The sequence below is a fragment of the Betaproteobacteria bacterium genome (assembly GCA_009377585.1).
In the GTDB taxonomy this organism is placed as follows: domain Bacteria; phylum Pseudomonadota; class Gammaproteobacteria; order Burkholderiales; family WYBJ01; genus WYBJ01.
Genome location: WHTS01000020.1, coordinates 44974 through 71956, shown reverse-complemented (window position 1 = coordinate 71956; position 26983 = coordinate 44974). Strand labels below are relative to the sequence as shown.

The following is a 26983-nucleotide window of genomic DNA, read 5'->3' as shown; positions in this document are numbered from 1 at the left end:
CATGTACTACTACAGCCCGACCCTGACCGCGATAGCGCTCGGCGTGCTGGCGTTGCTGGTGGCGCTGAGCCTCGGCGTCACGCCCGTCCTGCGCCGGCGCATCGATCGCCAGTTCCTGAGCGGGGCACGCCATCAGGCGTTCGTCACCGAATATCTGGCCGGCATCGAAACGGTGAAGTCTCTTCAGCTCGAAGGGCAACTGCAACGGCGTTTCGGGCGGCTGTTCGCCGACTACCTCGCGGCCGGGTTGGACGCACGCCGGCTCGGCAATACCGTCCAGACGCTCGCCCATGCGCTGGAGCAGTTGCTGTCGGCTGCGATCCTCTGCGTTGGCGCGTGGCTCGTGATCGCGGGCGGCGATCTGACCATCGGCGGATTGGTCGCCATGCAGATGTTCGCTGGCCGGCTGACCGGCCCGATGCTGCGGGTGGTGTCGCTGTGGCAGGAATTCCAGCAGGTGCACGTGAGCGTGCGCCGCCTCGCCGACATCATGGATGTTCCGGCCGAACCGGTCGTGGTCGCGCCGGCGCGCGCTGTTAGCGGGGCAGGGCGACTCGAATGCGGCGCGCTCGGGTTTCGCCACGACGGGCGGCCGTGGCTCATCCGCGATCTGTCGTTCACGATCGAGCCCGGCCAATGCGTGGCGCTGATCGGCGCATCCGGCACCGGTAAGAGCACGCTGGCGCGGCTGCTGCAAGGCTTCTACCTGCCGACCGCGGGATGCATCGCCATCGACGGCGTCGACATCACGCACATGGCGGCCAACGAGTTGCGCGGCTATTTCGGCATGGTGCCGCAGGAGAGCCGGCTGTTCTCGGGCACGGTGCTGCAGAACCTGCTGGATGCCAATCCGGGCGCCTCGTTCGCCGACGCCGTGGCGGCCTGCAAGGCCGCGCAGGTGCACGCGGTGATCGAAGCCATGCCGCAGGGCTATCTGAGCACCCTCGGCGAGATGGGGACGGGACTGTCCGGCGGCCAGAAGCAGCGCCTGGCGATCGCACGCGCGCTGCTCAAACGGCCGCGCATCGTGATCTTCGACGAGGCCACTTCGAGTCTCGATGCCGATCTCGCGGCAACGCTGGTCGAGACGATCAACAGCCTGCGCGGCGCCGTCTCGATCCTGTTCATCGCGCACGAATGCCCGCTCGCCCTGCAGTGCGACCAGGTGATACGGCTGCCGGTCGACGGACGCGCGCATGCCTAGCCAGGCAATCCGGCGCGAGAGCGCCGCAGCCTCTGCGCGCAAGCGCGCGACCGACTACGAAACATTCGCGCCCGAGCGCCTGGTCGCTTTCGCCCGGCCGCCATCGCCTCTGCCCCGAATCACGCTCTACCTCATCGTCGCCATTCTTGCGAGCGCCGCGGCCGCCATCGCCTACGGCGAGATCGACGTCGTCGCGGTCGCGCCCGGCAAGCTCGTGCCGCAGTCGCTGTTGCGTATCGTGCAGCCTTCCGACTCGGGCGTGGTGCGGGAGATACTCGTGCGCGAGGGCGAAGCGGTGCTGGAGGGCCAGGTGCTGTTCCGGATGGACACCGAGTTGTCCGAGGCCGACGGCCGCATCCTGGAAACGGAGATTGTGTTGCGACGCCTGCAGATCCGCAGGATCGACGCGGAGCTCTCCGGGGCCGCGTTCGAGCGCAGCGACGGCGATCGCGACGATCTCTACGCTCAAGTCCAGGCGCAGTTCTACGCCCGGCGCCGCGCCTTCGAGGATTCGCTCGCTGCCGAGCGTTCAGCCCTGGCGAAGGCGCAACAGGATGTGCGCAGCGCGCAGGAAATCGAGGCCAAGCTCAAGCGCACGGCCCCGATCTACGTCGAGCAGGAGAAGGCGTGGGAGAAGCTCGCCCGGGAAGGCTTCGCCGGCAAGCTGCTCGCGCTGGAACGGCGCCGCAGCCGGATCGAGAACGAGCAGGACTTGCAGGCGCAACGCGCTACGGTCATGAGCTCTCGCGCCGCCATCGCGATGTCGGAGCGGCGCATTGCGCAGCTTGCCTCCAACCACCGGCGCGAGTTGAACAACGAGCGAGTGGAAGCCCAGGCGCAGCTCGAGCGCCTGCAGGAGGACCTTACGAAGCAGGCGCATCGCAGCGGTCAGCTCGAATTGCGGGCACCGTCCGCCGGCGTCATCAAGGATCTTGCCACCCACAGCACGGGAACGGTCGTGGCGCCCGCAACCATTCTTGCCACCATCGTGCCACGCAACGAGCCGCTGGAGGCCGAGGTATGGGTGAGCAACCTGGACGCCGGCCGTGTCGCGCCCGGTGCTCCGGTGCGATTGAAGCTCGCAGCTTTTCCCTATCAGCGCTACGGCATGCTGGAGGGCAGCGTGCGTCACATGAGCGCGGATGCGACGGAGCGCCCGGATCCCGCGAACGCGGGTGCCGTGGGGCTTTACTACCGGGCGCTGGTCAGCATCGATCGCGCAGCCGCGCCGGTCGGACTCGACCCGCAACGGCTGGTCTCCGGCATGCAGCTGGCTGCCGAGATTCATCTCGGAACCCGCACGCTGTTCGAGTATCTGCTTTCGCCGGTGCGGCGAACGCTGAGCGAAGCGGGACGCGAGTCGTGAGGGTACGCGGCGAACGCGAAATTCCTGCTTTGCGCATCGAATTGCACGCATCTCCGGTGCTGGCGTGGGCGCTTGCGCTCGCACATGCGGCCGCGGCAGGCGCGGCGATGGTCGCGCTGCCGCAATGGTATGCACGCGTGCTGGCGGGCGTGGCGCTGCTCGCAAACGCCTGCTGGACGTTGCGCCGCCATGCCTTGCTGCTCGCCCCTCGCGCCGTGGTCGCGCTCGACTTTCGTGGCGAGTGCGAATGCTCGATCGCGCGGCGCGACGGAAGCCGCCTCGCGTGCCGCGTCCAGGGCTCGTCGTATGTGTCGACCTGGCTCGTCGTGCTGCACCTGGAAGAACCGGGCCGGCGCCTGCCGCGCTACGTCGTGCTGGCGCCGGACAGCGTCGCGCCCGATCGATTGCGGCGCCTGCGCGTGCGCCTTCGTTGGGCAAGTCCGCACGAGGCGGGCATCGCGGCAAGGAACGCTCCGCTATAATCGCCGCCCATGCTGGGCATAATCGGGGGCAGCGGAGCGGGCAGATTGGCGGTGCTGGAACACGCGCGCCTGCAGGCGATCCACACCCCGTATGGCGAGCCATCCGCAGCGCTTACCTTCGGACTGCTGCGAGGCCGCGAAGTCGTCTTTCTCGCGCGCCACGGCTACGGCCACACGATTCCACCGCACGCGGTCAACTACCGGGCCAACATCTGGGCCCTGGCTCAGCAGGGCGTGCGTGCGATCGTCGCTCTCGCCGCGGTCGGCGGCATACGCGCGGATCTGGCGCCGGGCGCCATCGCCGTTCCGTCCCAGATCATCGACTACACCTACGAGCGCCGCGCGACCTTCTTCGACGGGTCCGACAGCCAGGTCAGCCATATCGACTTCACCGAGCCCTATACGCCGTCGCTGCGCGCGGCCTTGCTGCAAGCCGGCCGCAATGCCGAGGAGCCGATCGTCGACGGTGGCGTCTATGCCGCCATGCAGGGTCCGCGTCTGGAAACAGCGGCCGAGATCGATCGCCTGGAGCGCGACGGGGCCGACATGGTCGGGATGACGGGCATGCCCGAAGCGGCGCTTGCGCGCGAGGCGTCGGTGGCCTATGCGACGCTTGCAGTCGTGGCGAACTGGGCGGCGGGACGCGCCTCGAGCCGCAGCGGGATCGTGGTGGCGGACATCGGCACGGTGCTCGATGCCGCAATGGCGCGGGTCGTCCGGATATTGCTGCAGCTCGAGGTGCCTGATGGCGGTGAGGTCCGTACTTAGGATGGGAAGTCCGCTCCTGCTGGAGCGATCGCGCGAGGTCACGCAGTTCGGCACGGCGGAGCTCGACGCGCTTCTCACCGACATGCTCGATACGATGGAGGCGTTGAACGGCGCTGGGCTCGCCGCGCCGCAGATCGGGGTGCCGCTACGGGTCGTGATCTTCGGCGTCAAGCGCAATCCCCGTTACCCCGATGCCGAGGAAGTGCCGTACACGGTGCTGATCAATCCCGAGATACGCCCGCTGGGCGACGAAATGGAGGAGGGCTGGGAAGGCTGCTTGAGCGTTCCCGGCATGCGCGGGCTGGTGCCGCGCTACCGGCGCATCCACTACAAGGGCTCGGACCAGTACGGCAGTCCGATCGAGCGCGACGTTGCGGACTTCCATGCGCGCGTGGTGCAGCACGAGTGCGACCACCTCGACGGCATCCTGTACCCGATGCGCATCGACGACCTGCGCAATTTCGGCTTCACCGAGGTGCTGTTTCCGGGCGATCCGCCGATCGACGAGTAAGCGGCTCGCCCCCGATGCTGTAAGCAGCCTCGTCTGCTACTCGATCTGCAGGGCCTGCACCAATTCGCTCTCCAGGCGCACCGCGGTGCGGGTGTCCTTGAGCGCCGAGCCGGTGATGAGGAAGGTATCTTCCACGCGCTCGCCCAGCGTATTGATCTTGGCCGAATGCAGGTTGATGTCGTAGCGCACCAGCACCAGGGCGATGCGATAGAGCAGGCCGGGGCGATCGCCGGAGATCACGCTCAGCACCATGTAAGTGCCGCGCTCGTCGGGTTGCAGCTCGATTTCGGGACTTATCGGGAAGTGCCGCACCCTGCGGCTCAGCCGGCCGTTGGCGGGCGGCTCCAGCGGCGCGCGCTGCTCCAGGCGCTGCGCCAGCTCGTGCTCGACGAAGCTCATCACGTCGCGATAGTTCGCGTCCCGCCCCTGCGGATCGAGGATGATGAAGCTGTCCAGGGCGTAGCCGTGGCGCGTGGTATGGATCTTCGCCTCGGCGATACTGAAGCCCGCGCAGCTGAAGAAGTTGCAGATGCGCGCGAACAGCTCCTCCTGGTCGGGCGTGTAGATCAGCACCTGCAGTCCCTCGCCGATCGGCGCCAGGCGCGCCTTGACGACGGGGACGGGGCTGTCCACGCGGTAATTGAGCAGGCGCGTATGCCAGGCGATCTCCTGGGCGTCGTGGCGCAGGAAATACGACGTGTCGAGCTGCGCCCAGAGCTTCTCGTGCGCATCGTCCGGAATCGCGTACAGACGCAGCCGCGACAATGCTTCCGCCTGGCGGGTCTCCACGCTCGATCGGCGCGTCACATGCTCGCCGGCAAGCACGCGTCGCGTGGCCCAGAACAAGTCCTCCAGCAGCTTGGCTTTCCAGCCGTTCCAGACCTTGGGACTGGTGCCGCGGATGTCGGCCACGGTGAGCAGGTAGAGCGCGACCAGGTGCCGATCGTCGCCGACCATGCGGGCGAATGCCCGCACCGTCGCCGGATCGCTGATGTCCTGTTTTTGCGCCGTGGCCGACATGCGCAGATGGTGCTGCACCAGCCAGGCGACCAGATCGACATCTTCCGCGCACAGCCCGTGATCGCGGCAGAAGCGCCGCGCATCGACCGCGCCGAGCTCGGAATGGTCGCCGCCGCGGCCCTTGGCGATGTCGTGGAACAGCCCCGCGAGGTAGAGCACTTCCGGCCGCTCGAGGTCGCTGATGAGGCGGCTGCACAGGGGATACTCGTGGGCGAGCTCCGGCACGGTGAAGCGGCGCAGGTTGCGCACGACCTTGAAGGTATGCTCGTCCACCGTGTAGACGTGGTACAGGTCGTGCTGCATCTGGCCCACGACGCGGCCGAAGGCGGGAATGTAGCGGCCGAGGATGCCGTACTCGTTCATCCGCCGCAGCTCGCGGATGAGCCGGGGATTGCGCAGGATCGCCATGAAGCGGGCGCGGTTCACCGCATCCCTGCGAAAAGCCGCATCGATGCGCCGGCGCGCACGCCACAGCGCCCGCAGCGTGCTTGCCCGCATGCCCTTCAGCTCGTGGTGCTCCTGCAGCAGCGCGAAGCCTTCGAGGATCGCCCTCGGCTCGCGCTCGAACAGGTCCTCGGTCGACGCCTCCAGCAGCTCGTTGCGTGCCACGAAGCGCTCATTGATCACTTCCGGGGCCTCGGTGCGCTGGGGGAAAATGCGCGCGGCCACGTTCTGCTGCACGATCGTGTTGAGCTGCCGCACGGCGTTGGCGGTGCGGTAGAGCGTCTGCATCAGCTGTTCGCTCGCACGCCGCGTCGCGCCATCTTCCAGGCCCAGCTCGCGCGCGAGCGCGCTCTGGTAGTCGAACAGCAGCCGATCCTCGCGCCGGCCGGCCAGGTAATGCAGCCGGATGCGGATATCGCTCAAGCCACGCTCGAGGTTTCGCAGCTGGCGGGCTTCGGCCGGGATCACCAGGGCGCTCGCCACCATTGCTTTCCACGAGCTGCCCAGGCCGCTCGCGCGCGCGATCCACAGCAAATGGTGCAGATCGCGCAGGCCACCCGGAAACTCCTTCAGGTTCGGCTCGAGGTTGGTATCGAGGAACCGTTCGTGCCGCTGGCGTTGCTCGAGCTGTTTGGCCTTGCAGAACATCTGCGGATCGAGCGCGGCCTGGAACTCGTGCTCGAAGCGGCGATAAAGCGGGCCGTCGCCGCAAAGCCAGCGCGCCTCCAGCAGGCTGGTCTGCACCGTGATGTCCTGCGAGGCGAGCTCCACGCACTGCCTCGGGGTGCGCACGCTGTGGCCGACCTCCAGCCCGATATCCCAGAACGTGCCGATCAGGCCCTCGATGCGCGGGTCGTGCGCGCAGGATTCGTCGGGCTCCACCAGGATCAGCAGATCGATGTCCGAGCAGGGAAACAGCGCGCCGCGGCCATAGCCGCCGACGGCGACGAGCGTACTGCGAGCCGGATGCGGCAGGCGGCGCCAGGCGTGCACCAGGACGCGGTCCACCAGCCGGCGATGCGCAGCGAGCAGGGTGCGGGGCGAAGCATGGCGGCGATAGGCCGTGCGCAGTTGCTCTCTGCCTTGCTTGAGGCTGCGGCGCAGGAGCGCTACGTCGTCTTCGGCGCCGGACGCTGGCGTGGCGACATCGAGCGCGAGCGCGTCGGTCATGGTGGTCTCACTGTGCGGTTGCGGGCTCCGGCGCTGGCGGTGTTCCCGCCGACACGGTCAGCACCTCATGACCCGCCGCGGTGACCAGCACCGTGTGCTCCCATTGCGCCGACAGGCTATGGTCCTTGGTGACCACGGTCCATCCATCCGCCAGCTGGCGCACCTCGGGCCGGCCGGCGTTGATCATCGGCTCGATGGTGAAGATCATTCCGGGCTCGAGGCGCATCCCGGTGCGCGGGCGACCGTAGTGCAGCACCTGCGGCTCCTCGTGGAAGCGCCGGCCGATGCCATGGCCGCAGAATTCGCGCACGACCGAAAAGCCGGCGTGCTCGGCATGCGTCTGGATGGCGTGCCCGATGTCGCCGAGGCAGGCGCCGGGGCGCACTATTCGAATCCCCAGCCACATGCACTCGTAGGTGATCTCGCACAGCCGCCGCGCCTGGATGGGGGGCTCGCCGACGTAATACATGCGGCTCGAATCGCCGTGATAGCCGTCGGCGATCACGGTCACGTCGACGTTGATCACGTCGCCCGCCTTGAGCTTCTTGTCTCCCGGAACGCCGTGGCAGACGACGTGGTTGACCGAGGTGCAGACCGATTTCGGGAACGGCTTGTAGCCCGGGGGTGCGTAGTTGAGCGGGGCCGGGACCGTACGCTGAACCTCGGTCATGTACTCGTGGCACAGCCGATCGATCTCGTTGGTCGTCACGCCCGACCGGATATGCGGCGTGATATGGTCGAGCACTTCCGCGGCGAGCCGGCCGGCGACGCGCATCTTCTCGATCTCGGTGGGTGTTTTGATGGTGACAGACATGGCACGCGCCGGGTAAACCAAAAACTATAGACCAAGCGGCACTACCGGTCCATGGTTGCAGAGGTCCACGGACGCCTCGCCGGGATGGGCGCAGCGCAGGCAAGCTGCTACACTGCAAGGTTAATTCGTCTGCCTCGGCAACCCGCCCGGGCGGCCGGAAATCGCGCCTTCGGCCGCGTCAAGGGTGCCCGCATGCGGGGTCTTGTGCCGGGGGTCAGTATCAACCCTGATCAGGAGTATCGAATGTCCGTCACGATGCGTGAAATGCTGGAGGCCGGCGTGCACTTCGGCCACCAGACCCGGTTCTGGAACCCCAAGATGTCGCCGTACATCTTCGGCAGCCGCAACAAGATTCATATCGTCAACCTGGAAAAGACCCTGGCGATGTACAACGAGGCGCTCACCTACGTGCGCCAGTTGTCCTCCCGCCGCGGCAGCGTGCTGTTCGTCGGCACCAAGCGCCAGGCGCGCGACACCATGCGCGAGGAGGCGCTTCGCTGCACTTCGCCCTATGTCGATCACCGCTGGCTTGGCGGCATGCTGACGAACTACAAGACAGTCAAGCAGTCGATCAAACGCCTCAAGGACATGGAGGCCATGATCGAGGACAAGTCGATCGACAAACTGACCAAGAAGGAAGGCCTGCAGTTCCAGCGCGACATGGCGAAACTCGAGCGCAGTCTCGGCGGCATCAAGGACATGTCGGCGCTGCCCGACGCGATGTTCGTGATCGACGTGGGCTACCACAAGATCGCGATCAAGGAAGCGACCAAGTTGAACATCCCGCTCATTGCCGTGGTCGATACCAACCATACGCCCGACGGCATTCAGTACGTCATTCCGGGCAACGACGACTCGAACCGTGCGATTCGGCTGTATGCCCGCGGCGTGGCGGATGCGGTCATCGAAGGCCGCAGCATGGTGAGTCGCGAGCCGGTCGGCGACGAGTTCGTGGAAGTCGAAGCCGAGGAAGAGGCGAACGAGGAACGCTAGGCGCAGACGGTGCAGCCGGTTGGCGCAAGTTACACGCGGAAATCGGAGCAGGCAAGTAGACGCGAATCGGAGCAGATATGGCAGAGATCACCGCAGCGATGGTGAAGGAACTGCGCGAGGCTACGGGCCTCGGCATGATGGAATGCAAGAAGGCGCTGACCGAGGCGGACGGCGACATCAAGAAGGCGGAGGAGATCCTGCGCATCAAGAGCGGGGCGAAGGCCTCCAAGGTGGCGGGACGCGTTGCCGCCGAAGGCGTCATAGCAGCGTATGTGGGCGCCGATGGGCGCGCGGGTGCGCTGGCCGAGGTGAACTGCGAAACCGATTTCGTTGCCAAGGATGCGGCGTTCGCGCAGTTCGCCCGGGCGGTGGCGCAGGTGGCGGCCGATAAAGGTATCTCCGAGCCCGAAGTGCTGAGCCAGGAGCAGCTGCCGAGCGGCGAGACGGTCGAAGCCGCGCGCCATGCGCTCGTCTCCAAGCTGGGCGAGAACATGAACCTGCGCCGGCTTGCGACCGTGAAGGCGCAAGGCCGGCTTGCCTCGTACCTGCACGGCACGCGCATCGGCGTCCTGGTCGACTATAGCGGCGGAGACGACACCCTGGGCAAGGATCTGGCGATGCATATCGCCGCCTCCAAGCCGGTTGCGCGTTCGCGCGACGAGGTGCCCGCAGAGCTGATCGAGCGCGAGCGCACCATCGCCCGTGCGCGCGCCGTCGAGTCCGGACGCCCGGAGAACCTGCTCGACAAGATCGTCGAGGGCGCGGTCAACAAGTATCTGTCCGAAGTGACCTTGCTGGGCCAGCCGTTCGTGAAGGACGACAAGCAGACGGTGGAGAAGCTCCTCAAGGCCAATGGCGCGACGGTGCATGCGTTCCACATGTTCGTCCTCGGCGAAGGCATCGAGAAGAAGAAATCGGATTTCGTCGCGGAGGTGATGGCGGCAGCGAGTCAAGCGTGAACTCGGATATCTCGCTCGTGCAGGCGCGTGGCGTTGAGACGGATGCCGCCGCAGGGGCGGCAGTGGCGGATACCGCCGCTGCGGCGGCAGTGTCCGCTACGGCGCGGCCGCCGGTGTTTCGCCGCATTCTGGTCAAGCTTTCGGGCGAAGCGCTCATGGGCGGGGACGCCTACGGCATCAACCGCGGCGTGATCGAGCGCATCGTCGATGAAATCGCGGGAATCGTCCGGATCGGTGTGGAAACCGCGGTCGTCATCGGCGGCGGCAACATATTTCGCGGCGTCGCGCCGGCGGCCGAGGGCATGGATCGCGCAACGGCCGATTACATGGGCATGCTGGCGACGGTGATGAACGCCCTGGCGTTGCAGGATGCGATGCGCCGCGTGAGCCTCGCCAGCCGGGTGCAGTCGGCGCTCAACATCGAGCAGGTGGTCGAGCCTTACATTCGCGGCAAGGCGATGCGCTATCTGGAGGAGGGCAAGGTCGTGATCTTCGCCGCCGGCACCGGCAATCCGTTCTTCACCACCGATACGGCGGCGGCGCTGCGCGGCATGGAAATGAACGTCGACATCGTGCTCAAGGCGACCAAGGTGGACGGCGTTTACACCGACGATCCGAGGACGCATCCCGAGGCGATGCGCTACAAGCGGCTCACCTTCGATGAGGCGATCCAACGCAATCTGCGCGTCATGGACGCCACCGCGCTCACGCTGTGCCGCGATCAGAAGTTGCCGATCAACGTGTTCAGCATCTTCAAGCCAGGCGCGTTGCGGCGTGTGATCACCGGCGAGGACGAGGGAACCCTGGTGACCTGGAAGTCGGAGGTGCGCGATGACCGTGGCTGACATACAAAAGTCCGCAGAGCAGCGAATGCACAAGAGCATCGAAGCGCTGAAGACCGACCTGGGCAAGGTACGCACGGGTCGCGCGCACACCGGGCTGCTCGATCATATCGTGGTCGATTACTACGGAACGCCGACGCCGGTGCCGCAGATTGGCAGCGTGAGCCTGCTCGATGCGCGCACGCTGGCGGTGACACCGTGGGAAAAGAAGTTGCTGCCCGCGGTGGAGAAGGCGATTCGCGATTCCGATCTGGGCCTGAATCCTGCTTCCGATGGCGAGCGGGTGCGTGTGCCCATGCCGCCTCTGACCGAGGAGCGACGGCGCGATCTCATCAAGGTGGTGCGCCACGAGGCCGAGAACGCCCGGGTGGCGGTGCGCAATATTCGCCGCGATGCCAATACGCACTTGAAGGACATGCTGAAGAAGAAGGAAGTGCCGGAGGATCAGGAGCGCAAGGCGCAGGACGAGGTGCAGAAGCTGACCGACCGCTTCATCGCCGAGATCGACAAGATCCTGCAGCAGAAAGAAACCGATTTGCTGGCAGTCTAGGTCCAGGGAAGGCCGTTCATTTTGTTCAAGAGCACGACACTTGCGATACCCGAGGTTGGTCCGGTGCCCCGGCATATCGCCATCATCATGGACGGCAATGGACGCTGGGCACGCACCCGCCACCTGCCCCGGGTGGCCGGGCATCGCAAGGGCGCGGACGCGGTGCGCGCGACCGTGCGCGGATGTGCCGAGCGCGGCGTCGAATTCCTGACGCTGTTCGCCTTCTCCAGCGAGAACTGGCGCCGGCCCGCCGAGGAGGTTTCATTCCTGATGGACCTGTTCGTGACCGCGCTCGAACAGGAGGTCGCGAAGCTGCATGAGAACGCCATCCGCTTCCGCGTGATCGGCGAGCTGAGCCGGTTCGAGCCGCGCATTCAGACATTGATCCGCGAGGCCGAGGCGCTGACCGCGGCCAACACGCGCCTCACCCTGACGGTGGCGGCGAACTATGGCGGCCGCTGGGATTTGATGCAGGCAATGGAGCGGATGCTGGCGGATCGTCCCGAGCTCGCCCGCGGCTTCAGCGAACAGGACCTGGGCGCGTATCTGGCGATGAATTACGCGCCGGAGCCGGATCTGTTCATCCGCACCGGTGGCGAGCAGCGCATCAGCAATTTCCTCCTGTGGCAGCTTGCCTACACCGAGCTTTATTTCACCGACACGTTGTGGCCCGATTTCGACGCCGCGGCGCTGGAGCGGGCGATCCAGTCGTATCGGAGCCGCGAACGCCGTTTCGGCCGAACCAGCGAGCAACTGGTCGAAGAGGTAGCGCCGCGCTTGCCTCGGGCCGCGGGCACGGGATGAGCTTCGGGCGACCCGTGCTCATTCGCCGTATCCTGACCGTCGCGATCATCCTGCCCCTGTTCCTCGCCGGTTTGTTCTGGCTGCCGCAGCCGATGTGGGGCGCGGTGATGCTGATGGTCGTGGTGCTGGCCTGCATCGAGTGGGGCGCATTGGCGGCGCTCGGCCCGCGCGCTGTGGTCGCGTTTACGCTGCTGGTTGCCGCTGCATGTGTCGCACTCGCCTTGGTGCGGCTGCCCGGTGGCGCATGGGTGCTCGCGGCTGCGATTGCATTCTGGCTCGCCGTGGTTCCGTTTTGGTTGCGCCGCGCGCTGCCGGCCAGCTCGGCGGCGCTGGCGCTCGCCGGGGCAATCGTGCTCGTTTCAGCCTGGTACTCGCTGTACGTGCTGCAGGAAACGGCGGCGCGCCTGCTCGCTCTGCTCGGGGTCGTATGGATCGCCGATACCGCGGCTTATTTCGTCGGGCGGCGCTTCGGCCGACGCAAGCTCGCTCCCAGCATCAGTCCCGGCAAGACCTGGGAGGGCGTGCTCGGCGCGATCGCCGGTGTCGCCGTGTATTATGGATTGCTGTGGTGGCTATGGGCGCCCGCCTTCCTCGCCGGCCACCGTGCGACCGATCTCTTCCTTGTTGCGGGCATGCTGGCGTTGAGCGTGGAGGGCGATTTGTTCGAGTCCTGGGTGAAGCGGCGCGCGGGCGTCAAGGACAGCGGCACGATACTCCCCGGCCATGGCGGGGTGCTGGATCGAATCGACGGCCTGGTGGCGGCCTTGCCGCTTGCGGCACTCGGCTCGGTAATCGGTTCGACCTGAGCGGATAGAGCACGATGCAGGCCATTACGCTACTCGGATCGACTGGCAGCATCGGCACGCATGCGCTGTCCGTAATCGCCCGGCATCCGCAGCGCTATCGCGTGCTTGCGCTAAGCGCGCACACGCGCGCCGACGCCCTGGTGCAGCAGTGCTTGCAGTTCCGGCCCGCGTACGCCGTGCTGTCCGATCCGCTGGAGGCGGAGCGCGCGTACCGGCGCCTGCGTGAGGCAGGCTGCGAGTGCACGGTCCTGTGCGGCCAGGAGGGATTGGCCCAGGTGGCGAGCTTGCCCGAGGTCGATGTGGTCATCGCCGGTATCGTTGGCGCCGCCGGACTGCAATCGGGGCTTGCCGCCGTGCGAGCGGGCAAGCGGGTGTTGCTCGCGAACAAGGAAGCGCTGGTGATCGCGGGCGAGGTGTTCATGGCGGCCGTGCGCCGGCACGGCGCCACGCTATTGCCGATCGACAGCGAGCACAGCGCGATTCACCAGGCGCTGCCGCGTGAATTTGCGGGCGACCTCGATGCGGTGGGCGTGCGGCGCATCGTGCTGACCGCGTCCGGCGGGCCCTTCCGGTTGTTGCCGGCCGAGGCCCTCGAGGCGGTGACGGCCGAGCAAGCGTGCGCGCACCCCAACTGGGTCATGGGGCGAAAGATCTCGGTCGATTCGGCCACCATGATGAACAAGGGCCTGGAGGTGATCGAAGCGCACTGGCTGTTCGGGGCGGACGAGGCGCGTATCGGCGTGGTCGTGCATCCGCAGAGCATCGTGCACTCGATGGTGGAGTATCGGGACGGCTCGACCGTTGCCCAGCTGGGTCAGCCCGACATGTGTACGCCGATCGCATATGCGCTGGCGTATCCCGAACGCATCGATGCCGGTGTGGAGGCGCTCGACCTCACCCGGGTCGGGCGGCTCGACTTTCACGCGCCCGACCCGGAGCGCTTCCCGTGCCTGCGGCTCGCCTACACGGCACTGCGCCAGGGCGGCACCACGCCCGCGGTGCTGAACGCTGCCAACGAGGTCGCCGTCGAGCGCTTCCTTGCCGGCGACATCCACTTTCCCGCCATCGCCCGTCTCGCCGAAGACGTGCTCGGACGCGTCGCCTGGAACGCCGCGACGACGCTGGAAGCCGTTCTTGCCGCCGACAGCATGGCGCGCGAACATGCGCGCAGCTGGTCCATGCAGCCGCGCCCGGCAGCGGTGCGGCTGGCGGCCTATTCACCGTCCTCCGTCTGAGTCATGACGCTGCTGACAACGCTCATTGCATTCGTCGTTGCGCTCGGCTCGCTGATCCTGTTTCACGAGCTGGGCCATTACCTGGTGGCGCGCGCGCTCAATGTGAAGGTGCTGCGATTTTCCATCGGCTTCGGCCGCCCGCTAATTAGCCGCACCTACGGCGCCGACCGCACCCAATGGGTGATCGCTGCCTTTCCGCTCGGCGGCTACGTCAAGATGGCGGACGAGCGCGAAGGCCGGGTCGCGCCCGAAGATCTGCCGCGTGCGTTCAACCGCCAATCGGTCTACCGGCGCTTCGCCATCGTCGTCGCCGGCCCGGTTGCCAATTTCCTGCTTGCGATTGCGATCTACTGGGTGCTGTTCATGTCGGGCATGCCGGGGCTGCGCCCGATCCTGGACGAACCCCCGCCCGCGACCCCGGCGCGTGCGGCGGGATTTCACCAGGGCGATACGCTGCTCAAAATCGGAGCCGAGCCGGTTGCGACCTGGCAGGATGCCCGCTGGTTGTTGCTGCAGCACGCGGTGAACCGGGCGGCGGTGAAAATCGAAACGAGCGACCGCAAAGGTTACATCGACGCGCGCACGCTCGATCTGTCGAGTCTCACCAGCGAGGATCTCGACAGCGACTTTCTGCGCGCCGCCGGATTGCTCCGATTCAACCCACCTTTGCCGCCGGTGCTGGGGCAGGTGGTCGAGGGTGCGCCCGCGCAAAAGGCGGGGCTGCGCGAGGGGGATCGCGTGGTCGCGATCGACGGCGTTGCGGTGAACGAGTGGCGGGATGTCGTCGCCGCGGTGCGCGATCGTCCCGATGCACCGCTCGTGCTCGACCTGGAACGCGACGGTACGCGCATGCAAGTGAAGGTCACGACCGATGCGGTGAGCGAAGGCGGCCGCACCATAGGGCGCATGGGTGCGGCACCGAAAGTGGACCCGCAATCGATGCGCGCGATGCTGATCGAGGTGCGCTACGGGGTGGGCGAGAGCCTGCTGCGCGCGGTCGGCAAGACGTGGGAGATGTCGCTGTTCAGCTTGCGCATGCTCGGCAAGATGCTTACGGGCCACATCTCGCTGAAGAACCTGTCGGGGCCGATCACGATCGCCGATTACGCCGGGCAATCCGCGCAGGTCGGCTGGATCGCGTATCTCGGCTTCGTCGCCCTGATCAGCATCAGTCTGGGCGTGCTCAACCTGCTGCCCGTACCATTATTGGATGGAGGGCATTTGATGTATTATACGATCGAAATTCTAAAGGGCAGGCCGGTCTCCGAGCGTGCCATGCAGATCGGTCAGCATGTCGGCATGGCGGTGCTCTTCACCCTGATGCTCCTCGCCCTCTTCAACGACGTGAACCGGCTCATCAGCAACTAAACCAGAATGCGATTTTTGCGTTTGCTGTTGCTTAGCGCGCTGCTGATCGGATGCCGCCTGGTGCACGCGCTGGAGCCCTTCGTCGTGAAGGACATCCGCGTCGAAGGCATCCAGCGAACCGAGGCCGGAACGATCTTCAGCTATTTGCCGATCAAGGTGGGCGAGACGCTCACCGAAGAGAGGGCCGCCGCCGCCATTCGCGCGCTTTATGCCACCGGTTTTTTCCGCGACGTGGTGCTCGAGGCGGAGAACGGGGTTCTGATCGTCACCGTGCTGGAACGGCCGAGCATCGCGCAAGTCGACTTCACCGGCGTGCGCGAATTCGAGCCCGACCAGTTGAAGACGGGGCTGAAGCAGGTCGGGCTCGCCGAAGGCCGGATTTTCGACCGCTCGCTGCTCGAGCGGGCCGAACAGGAGCTCAAGCGCCAGTACGTGAGCCGCGGCAAGTACGCCGCCACCGTCACGACCACGATCACGCCGCTGGAGCGCAACCGCGTCTCCATCAACTTCGCGGTCGAGGAGGGCGAGGTCGCCAAGATCCGCCAGATCAGCGTCATCGGGGCCAAGGCGTTTGCGGAAAAGGAGCTGCTGAGCCAGTTCGTGCTGCGCACCCCCGGGCTCATGACCTGGTTCTCCAAGCACGATCAGTATTCGCGCCAGAAACTGCAGGCCGACCTGGAATCGTTGCGCTCGTTCTATCTGAACCGCGGCTACCTCGGCTTCAACATCGATTCGACCCAGGTCTCGATCACGCCCGACAAGACGGATGTCTACATCACGGTCGGCCTCACCGAGGGCGAGAAGTTCACCGTCTCCGACGTGCGCCTGGCCGGTGAGCTGCTGCTGCCGGAGGCGGAGCTGCGCAAGCTGATCACGATCAAGCCCGGTGACGTTTTCTCGCGCGAGCTGCTGACCGAATCGACCAAGGCAATCTCGGACCGTCTCGGCAACGACGGCTACGCGTTCGCCAACGTCAATGCTGCTCCAGAGGTGAGCCGGGAGAAGCGCCAGGTCGCGTTCACCTTCTTCGTCGACCCGGGACGGCGCGTCTATGTCAGACGCATCAACGTTATCGGCAACACGAAGACCCGCGACGAGGTGATCCGCCGGGAGATGCGCCAGCTCGAAGGCGCATGGTACTCCGCCGAACGGGTTGCCAACTCGCGCAACCGCCTCGACCGGCTGGGCTACTTCGACGACGTCGCCGTCGAGACTCCGAGCGTTTCCGGAACGACCGACCAGATCGACGTCAACATTTCGGTCAAGGAGAAGCCGACCGGCAACCTCCTGGTCGGCGCGGGTTTCTCCAGCAGCGAAGGCCTGGTGCTGTCGGGCGGGGTCACACAGACCAACGTGTTCGGATCGGGCAACCACCTGGGCCTGCAGCTCAATACCAGCAAGGTGAACACGGTCTATTCGCTGTCGCTCACCGAACCCTATTTCACGGTCGACGGGGTAAGCCGCGGCTTCGACATCTACAAGCGCGACATCGATCCCACGGAGATCGACTCGGGGCGCTGGCGCACCTCCACGATTGGCGCACAACTGCGTTTCGGGGTGCCGATCAGCGATCTGGACACGATCAACTACGGCATCGGCGTGGAGCGCACCGAGCTGAACGTGTTCAGCGACAGTCCGCAGCGTTTCATCGATTTCGTCGATACCTTCGGCGAAACCAATTCGACCCTGCTCGGCACGATCGGCTGGTCGCGCGACAATCGCGACAGCCTCATCTACCCGACCAAGGGGCGCATGCAAAGGCTGTCGCTCGAGTCGGGCCTGCCCGGCGGCAGCCTGCGCTACTACAAGCTGTCTTACCAGCACCAATGGTACTGGCCGCTGACGCGTTACTATACGCTCATGTTGAATGGCGAGATCGGCATCGGCGATGGCCTGGACGACAAGCCGCTGCCCTTCTTCAAGAACTTTTTCGCCGGCGGGGTGAGCTCGGTTCGGGGCTACGATGCGAACTCCCTCGGCCCCAAGGACCAGTTCGGCGATCCGATCGGGGGCAGCAAGCGGGTTGTGCTCAATGCCGAGTTCTTTATCCCGTTTCCGGGACTCGAGAACGACCGTTCGGTGCGACTGAGCGCATTCACTGACGCCGGCATGATCGCCGACAAGTTTTCGGGCGACGAATTCCGCAGCTCGGTGGGCGTGGCCGTGCTCTGGGTGTCGCCCCTGGGGCCGCTGAAGATCAGCGTGGCTCAGCCCATGAGCGACAAATCGGGCGACAAGAAGCAACGCTTCCAGTTCACCTTCGGCGCCTCATTCTGACAATGCTGCCGCTTGTCCGAGGAGATACACCTTGAACGCCGCTCGTCTCGTATGCCTGCTTGCTCTGCTGGGCCTGCCGCTTGCGGCTTCGGCCGCAGAGCTGAAGATCGGTTTCCTCGATGCCGAGCGCATCAACCGCGAGTCGGCCCCGGCGGTTCGTGCCAGTAAGGAGCTGGAGCGCGAGTTCGCGCCGCGCATCCAGGAGCTGCAGAACATGGAGCGCCAGCTCAAGGAAGGTCAGGCAGCCATGGAGAAGGAGGCGATGACCATGAGCGAAAGCGAGCGCAGCCGTCGCGAGCAGGAGCTCGTGCGCATCAACCGGGAATTCCAGCGCGCCCAGCGTTCCTATCGCGAGGATCTGAACTCACGGCGAAACGAGAAGCTCGCCGATCTGTTTCAACGCGCCAATAAGGTGATCCAGCAGATCGCGGAGGCGGAGAAGTTCGACCTGATCCTGCAGGAAGCGGTCTATCGCAGCCCGCGCATCGACATCACCGACAAGGTCCTCAAGGCCCTTGGCGAGCAGAAGTAGCCGGCGGCCGAGGTTTTCTCCGAAGCGCGCCGATGCGTCCAGCCGCCCGCTCATTCCTGCTGGGTGAACTGGTCGAGCTGCTGGGCGGAGAGCTCGAAGGCGATGCGGCACAGCGGCTGACGCAGGTCGCACCGCTCGAATCGGCCGGTCCTGAGGACATCTCGTACTTTGCCAACGACGCCTACCGCGGCGAGTTCGAGGCAACGCGTGCCGGCGCGGTCGTGCTGCACCCGTCGAACACCCGTCCCGGCCTCAACTGCATTTGTACCGCTAACCCGCCGCTGTATTTCATCCGGGTGCTGGAATTGTTTCATCCCGACCCGGGTGCCGTGGCCGGCACCCATGCGCAGGCCTGGGTGCACCCCGAGGCGGAGGTGGCGGCGAGCGCCGAGGTCGGCGCATTCGCGAGTGTGGAGCAGGGCGCCTGCGTCGGCGAACGTGCGCGCATCGGCCCGGGATGTCGCATCGGCCGCTACGCCGAGATCGGCGAAGGCTCGAGCCTGCATGCGAACGTGACGGTCTATGCCCATTGCATCGTCGGCAAACGGGCCGTGCTCAACGCCGGCTGCGTCATCGGTTCGGACGGCTTCGGCGGTGCGCTGGATCGAGGCCGCTGGGTGAAGATGCCGCATGTCGGCCGAGTCGTGCTCGGCGACGATGTCGAAGTGGGCGCCAATACCACGATCGACCGTGGCGCCATGGCCGATACCGTGCTCGGCGACGGCGTCAAGCTGGACAACCTCATCCAGATCGGCCATAACGTGCACATCGGCGCGAACACGAGCGTTGCCGCGTGCGCCGGCATCGCGGGCAGCGCCCGCATCGGCGCCAACTGCGTGATCGGAGGCAGCGCAGACATCTCCGGCCATTTGCACCTGGCCGACGGCGTGCAGATCTCGCCGTCGACCATGATCGGCCGCTCCATCGAAATCCCGGGCCGCTACACCGGCATATTTCCCTGGAGCGAGCATCGCACCTGGCTGCGGATTGCGGCCGTGCTGCGTCGTCTCGGCGACTCGGGCGGCCCAGGGAGAAAGCGTTCAGGGAGAGAGCGATCGGGCGCAAGCCCCGAGCGCAGACAAGAAGATCGAGACGATGGACATCAATGAAATCCTGAAGTACCTGCCGCATCGCTACCCGTTCCTGCTGATCGACCGGGTGGTCCGGCTCGAGCCGGACAAGAACATCGTGGCGCTGAAGAACGTAACCATCAACGAGCCGTTCTTCGTCGGACACTTTCCCTACCATCCGGTGATGCCGGGGGTGCTGGTGATCGAAGCCATGGCGCAGGCGGCCGCCATCCTGACCTTTCGCAGCAACAACCAACTGCCGGACGACAAGTCGATCTATTACTTCGTCGGCATCGACAATGCGCGCTTCAAGCGCCCGGTGATTCCCGGCGATCAGCTCATGCTGCACGTGAGCATCACGCGCGCGCGCGAATCCCGCGGGCTGTGGAAGTTCAAGGCCGAGGCCCGGGTCGAGGCCAAGCTGGCGGCGGAAGCCGAGTTGCTTTGCACGCTGCGTAATCTCTGAGCGACCCGGGAGCGAGCCCGAGGCGGGCGAGTCATGACGGACACCATCCATCCCACCGCCCTCGTTCATCCGGCCGCGCGATTGGGCGCGGGCGTGTCGGTCGGCGCCTTCAGCATCGTCGACGAGCACGTCGAGATCGGCGCCGGCAGCCGCATCGGCCACCATTGCGTGGTGACGGGCCATACCCGGATCGGCCGCGACAATCGCATCTTCCATTTCGTGTCGCTCGGCGAAGCGCCGCAGGACAGGAAGTACGGCGGCGAGCCCACGGGGCTCGAGATCGGAGACGGCAACACCATCCGCGAGTTCGGCACCTTCAACCGCGGCACGGTGCAGGATGCGGGCGTCACGCGGCTGGGCAACGGCAACTGGATCATGGCCTACGTGCATCTGGCGCACGATTGCCAGATCGGCAATGACACGATCTTCGCCAACAACGCACAGCTCGCCGGTCACGTGCACGTCGGCGATCATGCGATCCTCGGCGGCTTCACCACCGTGCATCAATTCTGCCGCATCGGGGCGCACTCGATCACGGGCTTGAGCAGCGTGATCGTGCACGACGTGCCACCTTACGTTACGGTGGCCGGCAATCCCGCGGCTGCGCACGGCATCAATAGCGAAGGCCTGCGCCGGCGCGGCTTCTCCTCCTCCGCGATCGATGGCCTGCGGCGAGCCTATCGCACGCTGTACAAATCAGGACTGACGCTGGAGGAGGCGAGGCGCGCGCTCGCCGGGGAGGTCGATGCACTGCCGGAGCTGCGCTTGTGGCTCGATTTTCTCGCGCTTTCGAGGCGAGGCATCGTGCGCTGACATGACGGCAGCGGCCCGCGCACCGACCGTTGCCATCGTCGCCGGCGAGGCTTCCGGCGATCTGCTCGCCGCTTCGCTCGTGAACGCGATGCACGCGCTCGACCCTTCCATCCGCTTTGCCGGCGTGGCGGGCGCGCGCATGCAGGCGGCGGGCGTCGAATGCCTCTATCCAGTCGAGAAGCTCGCCGTGCGCGGTTACGTCGAGGTGCTGCGGCACTTTCGCGAGATCCTCGGTATCCGGCGCGCGCTGCGCGCACGCTGGCTGCGCGATCCGCCCGATCTTTTCATCGGCGTCGATGCGCCGGATTTCAATTTTTCGCTGGAAGCGGATTTGCGTCGCAGCGGCGTCCCGACGGTACACTACGTGAGCCCGTCGATCTGGGCCTGGCGAGCGCAGCGCATGAAAAAGATCCGCAAGGCCGTGACCCACATGCTCGCCCTGTTTCCGTTCGAGGCGCCGCTGTACCAGCAGGCCGGCGTGCCGGTCACGTTTGTGGGCCATCCGCTGGCCGACCTGCTGCCGGCGCAGCCGGACCGGCTTGCCGCGCGCGAGCAGTTGCGGCTGCCGCGCGAGGCCACCATCGTGACCTTGCTGCCGGGTTCGCGCGAATCCGAGCTCGAGCAGCACGCAAGCCTGTTCGTGCGTACCGCGCGCCTGATCGCGGTGCGCCGGCCCGATGTGTTGTTCCTGGTCCCGCTGGTCAACCGCACGACGCGCACGCTGTTCGAGACGGCACTCGAAAACGACGGCGCGCCGGGCCTGGAGATGCAGCTTCTGTTCGGACATTCGCACGACGCGCTGACCGCGGCCACCGTGGGTCTGGTAGCCTCCGGCACCGCGACCCTCGAGGCGGCGCTGCTCGGCTGCCCCATGGTGATTGCGTATCGCGTGCCCGCGCTCACCTACCGCATCATGTGGCCGCAGCGGCGCCTGCCCTATATCGGCCTGCCCAATGTCCTGGCCGGCGAGTTCATCGTCCCGGAGCTGCTGCAGGACGACGCGACGCCGGAAAATCTCGCCCAGGCGCTGCTCAACCTGATTGCCGATCCCCTGGTGCAGCGGCGTGTGGAGGCGCGTTTCTCGGCCCTGCGCGCGAGCTTGCGCCGAGGCGCGGCCGATGCGGCGGCGCGCGCTATCATGCCGCTGCTTGCGCGCGCGCCATGAGCATTCAGACCACGATCGTATGCGGTGTCGACGAAGCGGGCCGCGGCCCGCTGGCAGGGCCGGTGTATGCGGCGGCCGTCATACTGGGTGCCGGGGTGCGACTGCGCGGCTTGGCCGATTCCAAGATGCTGACGCCTGACGCACGCGAATCGCTGCGCGTGCGCATCGAGCGGCGCGCCGTTGCCTGGGCGGTCGCGAGCGCCTCGGTGGAGGAGATCGATGGCCTCAATATCCTGCAGGCGACGCTGCTCGCGATGCGCCGGGCGGTGGAACAGCTCACGTGCCTGCCGGCGCAAGTGCTGGTGGACGGCTTGCATTGTCCCCCGCTGAACTGCCCGGTCCGCCCCGTCGTGCGCGGCGATGCCACGGTCAAGGAGATCTCGGCGGCGTCGATCCTCGCCAAGACCGCTCGCGATCGCTACATGGTCGATCTCGATAGCGTTTATCCGCAATACGGATTCGCGCAGCACAAGGGCTATTCGACGCCGGAGCACCTCGACGCGCTGCGCCGTCATGGCGCCTGCCCGCATCATCGACAGACGTTCGCCCCGGTGCGCGAAGTTCTATACTCGTTGTTCTGAGCCTGGTTGGGACGGGCGGCAGTTAACCGGAATTGTAGGATCGGAGGCACCCCCGAATGCGCATTGCTCTGCTGCTCCACCTGCTCGGGGTGACCGTCTGGATCGGCGGCATGTTTTTCGCATACATGGCATTGCGTCCGGCCGCGGCGCGCTTGCTGCAGCCGCCGCAGCGCCTGGCGCTGTGGCGCGAAACGCTCGGACGGTTCTTCACCTGGGTCTGGGTGTCGATCATCGCGCTGTACGCCTCCGGGCTGCACATGCTGGCGTCGGCTTACGGCATGCGAGCTGCGCCGGGGTATGTACTGGCGATGGCGGCCATCGCGACCGTTATGACCGCCATCTTCGCGTACGTCTATTTCGGACCCTTTCGCGTGTTCGCGCGCGAGGTCGATGCGCAGAACTGGCCAGCGGCCGGAAGTGCGCTCAATCGCATCCGCCAACTGGTGGCTACCAACCTGGTGCTGGGGCTCGTGACCGTGGCGGTGGCCGCTTTCGGCGGACTGCTCGGCTGAGTCGCGCAAGCGGTCTCGAAGGCCGCGAACGATTCCCATGACGCGCGATCCGCCGCGCATCGCCTCGCGCAGCAATGCGCACTTTCGCAGCGTGCGGGCGTTGGCTGGCTCGGCGGCCGAGCGGCGGCGCACCCGACGCACGCTGCTCGACGGTGCGCACCTCGTGGCGGCCTACCTTGCGCGCGCGCTGCCGGCTCTGATCGCCGTGAGCGAAAGCGCGCGCGACGACCCCGAGATCCGGCAATTGCTCGAGCGCGCGCCGAACGCGCCTCGTGTCTGTTTTTCCGATGCGCTGTTCGCACAGCTTGCGCCGGTGCAGACACCCACCGGCATCCTCGCCGTCATCGACATCCCGGAAAATCCCGCCGGAAAGCCGAACGGCTCCCTGCTCGTCATGCTCGACGCCATTCAGGATCCGGGCAACGTCGGCACGATCATCCGTGCGGCGGCCGGGGCGGGCGCCGACGCGGTTCTGCTCTCGGCGCAGTGTGCGGATCCCTGGTCGCCACGGACCTTGCGTGCCGCCATGGGTGCGCACTTCGCGTTGCGCATCCACGCGCACTGCGACCTGGAACGGGCTGTGCGCGAATTCGAGGGTCGGGTGATCGCGACCGCGGGCCGCGGCGGCGTCGCGCCGCACGCGTTGCCGCTGACCGGGCCGGTCGCGCTTCTGTTCGGCAGCGAAGGCGCGGGGCTGAGCGAGCCGCTGGCCAAGGCGGCGCATGCGGCCATCTCGATCCCGCTCGCGCGCGGCATCGAATCGTTGAATGTCGGTGCGGCCGCGGCCGTGATTCTGTTCGAGCGGGTGCGGCAGCTTGCCGCCGCGGCGCCCGTGCGAGCGCGGTAAGGGACCGCCTGCGCAATTCGTGGACTGCCGTCGCTGGCTCAGTACACGTGCCGGACGAGCCGTGTGTCGTGCAGGATGGTGGCCGCGATTTCCTCGATCGACTTGCGGCTGGTGTCGATGTACGGCACGCCTTCCTGGCGCATCAAGGCCTCGGCCGCGCGCACTTCGAACTGGCAATTGGCCAGCGTCGAATAGCGGCTGCCCGGACGGCGTTCGTTGCGCACCACTTGCAGGCGCTCGGGCTGGATGGTGAGCCCGTAGAGCTTGCGGCGCAGGTTGTGCAGCTGTGGCGGCAGGGCGTTGCGCTGGAAATCCTCGGCCACCAGCGGATAGTTGGCCGTGCGGATGCCGTACTGCAGGGCCATGTACAGGCAGGTCGGCGTCTTGCCCGAGCGCGATACGCCTACCAGGACGATATCGGCTTCGCCCAGGTCTCGGGTGGAGATACCGTCGTCGTGACTCAAGGCGAAATTCACCGCCTCGATGCGCCGGTGATAGTCGCCCAGGTTGTCGGCGCTGTGGGAGCGCCCGACCACGCGCGCCGAGCCCAGGCCGAGCTCCTGTTCCAGGATCGCGATGAAGAACTGGAAGCAGTCGATTACGAGCGCGTTGGCGCCGATCAGCGCCTCCTCGATGTCGGCGTTCACCAGCGTGCAGAAGACGAGCCCGCGCGCGCCGTCCCGCTCGGCGGCCTGATTGATCTCGTGCACGAGCGCGGCTGCCTTGTCGATCGAATCGATGAAGGGCTTGGTGATCTCGGTGAACTGCACGCCCTCGAACTGGGTGAGCAGGCTGTGCCCGAGCATTTCGCAGGTGATGCCGGTGCGGTCGGAGACGAAGTACGCGGTCCTTCGGTGCGCACGCGCGCTCGTTTGCATAAGTTCTCGCCTCCGCAGGTCGAACGGGTAAAATATCGGCTTTCCCAACCGCTTACAACCGCGTCGCGCCATGGCTGATGACTATCTCGTTTGGCTGCAGGATCTGCGCATGGCCGATGTCGGCCGCGTCGGAGGGAAGAACGCCTCGCTCGGCGAGCTGATCGGCGAGCTGGCGCCGTTGGGCATCCGCGTGCCCGGCGGCTTCGCCACCACCGCGGATGCCTTTCGCGATTTCCTCGCCGCGAACGGGCTCGACCGGCGCATCCAACAGGCGTTGGCGAGTCTCGATGTCGCCGACGTGAAAGCCCTGGCGCGCTGCGGCGCAGCCATACGCGGCTGGATCGAAGCACAGCCGCTGCAGCCGGCGCTGGAACAGGCGATCCGCGACGCGTATGCCGAGATGCAGCGCCGCGACGGCGGCGATTTCACCGTCGCGGTGCGTTCGTCGGCCACGGCCGAAGACCTGCCCGATGCGAGCTTCGCCGGGCAGCAGGAGACATTCCTCAACGTGCACGGCTTCGACGCGGTATTGAGCGCCGTCAAGCGCGTATTCGCCTCGCTCTACAACGATCGCGCGATCTCGTACCGCGTCCATCAGGGCTTCGTGCATGCCGAGGTCGCGCTCTCTGCCGGAGTCCAGCGCATGGTGCGAAGCGACGTCGCAGCCAGCGGCGTCATGTTCAGCCTCGATACCGAGTCGGGCTTCGACCAGGTCGTGTTCGTAACCGCTTCCTACGGCCTGGGCGAGGCGGTGGTGCAGGGGGCGGTCAACCCGGACGAGTTCTACGTCTACAAGCGCGGATTGGCGGAGAAGCGTCCCGCCATTCTGCGCCGGTCGCTGGGCGGCAAGAGCGTGCGCATGGTGTATTCGGCGAGCTACGAGCCGGGCAAGTCGATCACCACCGAACCGGTGCCGCACGCCGAGCGCAGGCGTTTCTGCATCACCGACGCCGAGGTCGAGCAGCTCGGGCGGCTCGCCATGACGATCGAGGCGCACTACGGCCGGCCCATGGACATCGAATGGGGCAAGGACGGCATCGACGGCCAGCTCTATATCCTGCAGGCGCGCCCGGAAACGGTGAAGGCACAGGCTTCGCTGGACATGCTCAAGCGCTACCGCTTGAAATCGCGTTCGAAGGTCCTGATCAGCGGGCGCGCGATCGGGCAGAAAGTCGGCGCCGGGAGGGTGCGGCTCATCCGCAGTCCGGACGAGATGGAGCGCGTACGCGAAGGCGACGTGCTCGTCACCGACATGACCGACCCGGACTGGGAGCCGGTGATGAAGCGCGCCGCCGCGATCGTGACCAATCGGGGCGGGCGCACGTGTCATGCCGCCATCATTGCGCGCGAGCTCGGGATTCCGGCGGTGGTGGGCACCGGGGAGGCGACGCGCTGCCTGGAAGAGGGCGACCCGGTCACCGTATCCTGCGCCGAGGGCGACACGGGCAATGTGTACGACGGTATTCTGGAGGTCGAAGAGATCGACCTGGCGTTGGATCGCATGCCGGAAGCGCCGGTCAAGATCGCGATGAACATCGGCAACCCGGAGCTCGCATTCGAGTTCCAGCGCCTGCCGAACGCGGGTGTGGGGCTTGCAAGGCTGGAGTTCATCATCGCGCGCATGATCGGCGTGCACCCCAAGGCGATCCTGAACCATCCGAATTTGCCGGCGGATTTGAAGGAGGCGGTGGAGAACCAGATCGCGGGCTATCCCGATCCGGTCACGTTCTACGTCGAGAAGCTCACCGAAGGCATCGCCACGCTCGGCGCGGCTTTCTTTCCCAAGCCGGTGATCGTGCGCCTGTCCGATTTCAAGTCCAACGAATACTCGAGCCTTGTCGGCGGCTCGCGTTACGAGCCGCACGAGGAGAACCCCATGCTCGGGTTCCGCGGCGCGTCGCGCTACATCTCGGAGAAGTTCCGCGACTGTTTCGAGCTCGAATGCCGCGCGCTCATCAAGGTGCGCGACGAGATGGGTCTCACCAACGTCGAGATCATGGTGCCGTTCGTGAGAACCTTGGAGGAAGCGCGCCGGGTCGTCGAATTGCTTGCGGAGAATGGACTGGAACGCGGGCGCAACGGGCTGCGCCTCATCATGATGTGCGAGATTCCTTCCAATGCGGTTCTGGCCGATCGCTTTCTCGAATATTTCGACGGCTTCTCGATCGGATCGAACGACATGACCCAGCTCACGCTGGGACTCGATCGCGATTCGGGTATCGTCGCGGGCGACTTCGACGAGCGCGATCCGGCGGTGAAGGAAATGCTGCATCTGGCGATTGCCGCCTGCCGGCGCGCCAACAAGTATGTCGGGATCTGCGGTCAGGGACCCTCGGATCATCCCGATCTCGCGCGCTGGCTGGTCGACGAAGGCATTGAGAGCTTGTCGCTCAACCCCGATTCCGTGATCGAAACCTGGCTCTATCTCGCCGGCAAGACGGCCGCTTGATGAACGGGGCGGCTTCGAATCGACGAGAACGGCGCGGGCGCGTTGTTGGGCCGAGGC

At 66.2% G+C, this 26983-nt stretch carries 26 protein-coding genes; 23 read left to right on the top strand and 3 right to left on the bottom strand.

Features of this window, described 5'->3' with window-relative positions:
• The 5 genes from GEV05_09455 to GEV05_09435 all read left to right on the top strand — a co-directional run.
• On the top strand, positions 1-1204 hold a 1204-nt coding region (locus GEV05_09455; GenBank protein ID MPZ43612.1), incomplete at its 5' end, for an ATP-binding cassette domain-containing protein.
• Positions 1197-2570 carry an HlyD family type I secretion periplasmic adaptor subunit gene (locus GEV05_09450; GenBank protein MPZ43611.1) on the top strand — a complete coding sequence of 458 codons (1374 nt, stop codon included), beginning with the start codon at positions 1197-1199 and terminating at the stop codon, positions 2568-2570. The genes GEV05_09455 and GEV05_09450, both read left to right, overlap by 8 nt.
• Positions 2567-3052 carry a hypothetical protein gene (locus GEV05_09445; GenBank protein MPZ43610.1) on the top strand — a complete coding sequence of 162 codons (486 nt, stop codon included), beginning with the start codon at positions 2567-2569 and terminating at the stop codon, positions 3050-3052. Before GEV05_09450 ends, GEV05_09445 begins: the two co-directional genes overlap by 4 nt.
• Before the next feature lie 9 nt (positions 3053-3061).
• A complete protein-coding gene (locus GEV05_09440) occupies positions 3062-3820 on the top strand; it encodes an S-methyl-5'-thioinosine phosphorylase (protein MPZ43609.1) in 759 nt (252 codons plus the stop codon).
• Positions 3798-4331 carry a peptide deformylase gene (locus tag GEV05_09435; protein MPZ43608.1) on the top strand — a complete coding sequence of 178 codons (534 nt, stop codon included), beginning with the start codon at positions 3798-3800 and terminating at the stop codon, positions 4329-4331. The genes GEV05_09440 and GEV05_09435 overlap by 23 nt, the downstream gene beginning before the upstream one ends.
• A 36-nt stretch (positions 4332-4367) precedes the next feature.
• Here the strand turns inward: GEV05_09435 and GEV05_09430 are convergent, their stop codons facing one another.
• Together GEV05_09430 and map are read right to left on the bottom strand one after the other, a co-directional pair.
• Complete coding sequence (locus tag GEV05_09430) at positions 4368-6965, bottom strand: [protein-PII] uridylyltransferase (protein MPZ43607.1); 2598 nt, start codon at positions 6963-6965, stop codon at positions 4368-4370.
• A gap of 7 nt (positions 6966-6972) precedes the next feature.
• Entirely contained in the window at positions 6973-7779 is an 807-nt protein-coding gene (gene map / locus GEV05_09425; protein MPZ43606.1) for a type I methionyl aminopeptidase, read from the bottom strand.
• Positions 7780-8022: 243 nt separating this feature from the next.
• Here map and rpsB point away from each other — a divergent pair, with 243 nt between their 5' ends.
• The 17 genes from rpsB to GEV05_09340 all read left to right on the top strand — a co-directional run bounded on the left by rpsB (position 8023) and on the right by GEV05_09340 (position 23599).
• Positions 8023-8772: a 30S ribosomal protein S2 gene (rpsB, locus tag GEV05_09420; protein MPZ43605.1), complete on the top strand. Its 750-nt coding sequence runs from the start codon at positions 8023-8025 to the stop codon at positions 8770-8772.
• A gap of 77 nt (positions 8773-8849) precedes the next feature.
• The gene (locus tag GEV05_09415) at positions 8850-9731 is read left to right on the top strand and encodes an elongation factor Ts (GenBank protein MPZ43604.1); all 882 of its coding nucleotides are present in this window, start codon (positions 8850-8852) and stop codon (positions 9729-9731) included.
• A gap of 89 nt (positions 9732-9820) precedes the next feature.
• Positions 9821-10576 carry a UMP kinase gene (locus tag GEV05_09410; GenBank protein ID MPZ43603.1) on the top strand — a complete coding sequence of 252 codons (756 nt, stop codon included), beginning with the start codon at positions 9821-9823 and terminating at the stop codon, positions 10574-10576.
• Positions 10563-11123, top strand: coding sequence for a ribosome recycling factor (locus GEV05_09405; protein MPZ43602.1), 561 nt, complete (start codon positions 10563-10565; stop codon positions 11121-11123). The genes GEV05_09410 and GEV05_09405 overlap by 14 nt, the downstream gene beginning before the upstream one ends.
• 45 nt (positions 11124-11168) lie before the next feature.
• Positions 11169-11927 (top strand): di-trans,poly-cis-decaprenylcistransferase, encoded by a 759-nt coding sequence (gene uppS / locus GEV05_09400; protein ID MPZ43601.1) that lies wholly within the window; start codon positions 11169-11171, stop codon positions 11925-11927.
• 14 nt (positions 11928-11941) lie between these two features.
• The gene (locus GEV05_09395) at positions 11942-12733 is read left to right on the top strand and encodes a phosphatidate cytidylyltransferase (protein ID MPZ43600.1); all 792 of its coding nucleotides are present in this window, start codon (positions 11942-11944) and stop codon (positions 12731-12733) included.
• Positions 12734-12747: 14 nt separating this feature from the next.
• Positions 12748-13968, top strand: a complete 1221-nt coding sequence (locus tag GEV05_09390) for a 1-deoxy-D-xylulose-5-phosphate reductoisomerase (GenBank protein MPZ43599.1) — start codon at positions 12748-12750, stop codon at positions 13966-13968.
• Positions 13969-13971: 3 nt separating this feature from the next.
• Positions 13972-15336, top strand: a complete 1365-nt coding sequence (rseP, locus tag GEV05_09385; protein ID MPZ43598.1) for an RIP metalloprotease RseP — start codon at positions 13972-13974, stop codon at positions 15334-15336.
• A gap of 6 nt (positions 15337-15342) precedes the next feature.
• On the top strand, positions 15343-17613 hold the full coding sequence (gene bamA, locus GEV05_09380) for an outer membrane protein assembly factor BamA (GenBank protein MPZ43597.1): 2271 nt from the start codon (positions 15343-15345) through the stop codon (positions 17611-17613).
• Between the two features lie 31 nt (positions 17614-17644).
• A complete protein-coding gene (locus GEV05_09375; protein ID MPZ43596.1) occupies positions 17645-18145 on the top strand; it encodes an OmpH family outer membrane protein in 501 nt (166 codons plus the stop codon).
• 32 nt (positions 18146-18177) lie between these two features.
• Positions 18178-19254 carry a UDP-3-O-(3-hydroxymyristoyl)glucosamine N-acyltransferase gene (lpxD, locus tag GEV05_09370; protein ID MPZ43595.1) on the top strand — a complete coding sequence of 359 codons (1077 nt, stop codon included), beginning with the start codon at positions 18178-18180 and terminating at the stop codon, positions 19252-19254.
• On the top strand, positions 19241-19681 hold the full coding sequence (fabZ, locus tag GEV05_09365; GenBank protein MPZ43594.1) for a 3-hydroxyacyl-ACP dehydratase FabZ: 441 nt from the start codon (positions 19241-19243) through the stop codon (positions 19679-19681). Before lpxD ends, fabZ begins: the two co-directional genes overlap by 14 nt.
• 33 nt (positions 19682-19714) lie before the next feature.
• Positions 19715-20494 carry an acyl-ACP--UDP-N-acetylglucosamine O-acyltransferase gene (lpxA, locus tag GEV05_09360; protein ID MPZ43593.1) on the top strand — a complete coding sequence of 260 codons (780 nt, stop codon included), beginning with the start codon at positions 19715-19717 and terminating at the stop codon, positions 20492-20494.
• A 1-nt stretch (position 20495) separates the two neighbouring features.
• Entirely contained in the window at positions 20496-21659 is a 1164-nt protein-coding gene (lpxB, locus tag GEV05_09355; GenBank protein MPZ43592.1) for a lipid-A-disaccharide synthase, read from the top strand.
• A complete protein-coding gene (rnhB, locus tag GEV05_09350; protein ID MPZ43591.1) occupies positions 21656-22240 on the top strand; it encodes a ribonuclease HII in 585 nt (194 codons plus the stop codon). Before lpxB ends, rnhB begins: the two co-directional genes overlap by 4 nt.
• A 56-nt stretch (positions 22241-22296) precedes the next feature.
• A complete protein-coding gene (locus GEV05_09345; protein MPZ43590.1) occupies positions 22297-22752 on the top strand; it encodes a hypothetical protein in 456 nt (151 codons plus the stop codon).
• A 37-nt stretch (positions 22753-22789) separates the two neighbouring features.
• Positions 22790-23599, top strand: a complete 810-nt coding sequence (locus GEV05_09340) for an RNA methyltransferase (GenBank protein MPZ43589.1) — start codon at positions 22790-22792, stop codon at positions 23597-23599.
• 38 nt (positions 23600-23637) lie between these two features.
• Here GEV05_09340 and ppsR read toward each other — a convergent pair whose 3' ends face one another.
• A complete protein-coding gene (gene ppsR / locus GEV05_09335; GenBank protein MPZ43588.1) occupies positions 23638-24477 on the bottom strand; it encodes a pyruvate, phosphate dikinase/phosphoenolpyruvate synthase regulator in 840 nt (279 codons plus the stop codon).
• Between the two features lie 70 nt (positions 24478-24547).
• On the opposite strand from ppsR, the gene ppsA reads away from it, so the two are divergent.
• A complete protein-coding gene (ppsA, locus tag GEV05_09330) occupies positions 24548-26926 on the top strand; it encodes a phosphoenolpyruvate synthase (GenBank protein MPZ43587.1) in 2379 nt (792 codons plus the stop codon).
• The last annotated feature ends 57 nt before the right edge of the window (positions 26927-26983 follow it).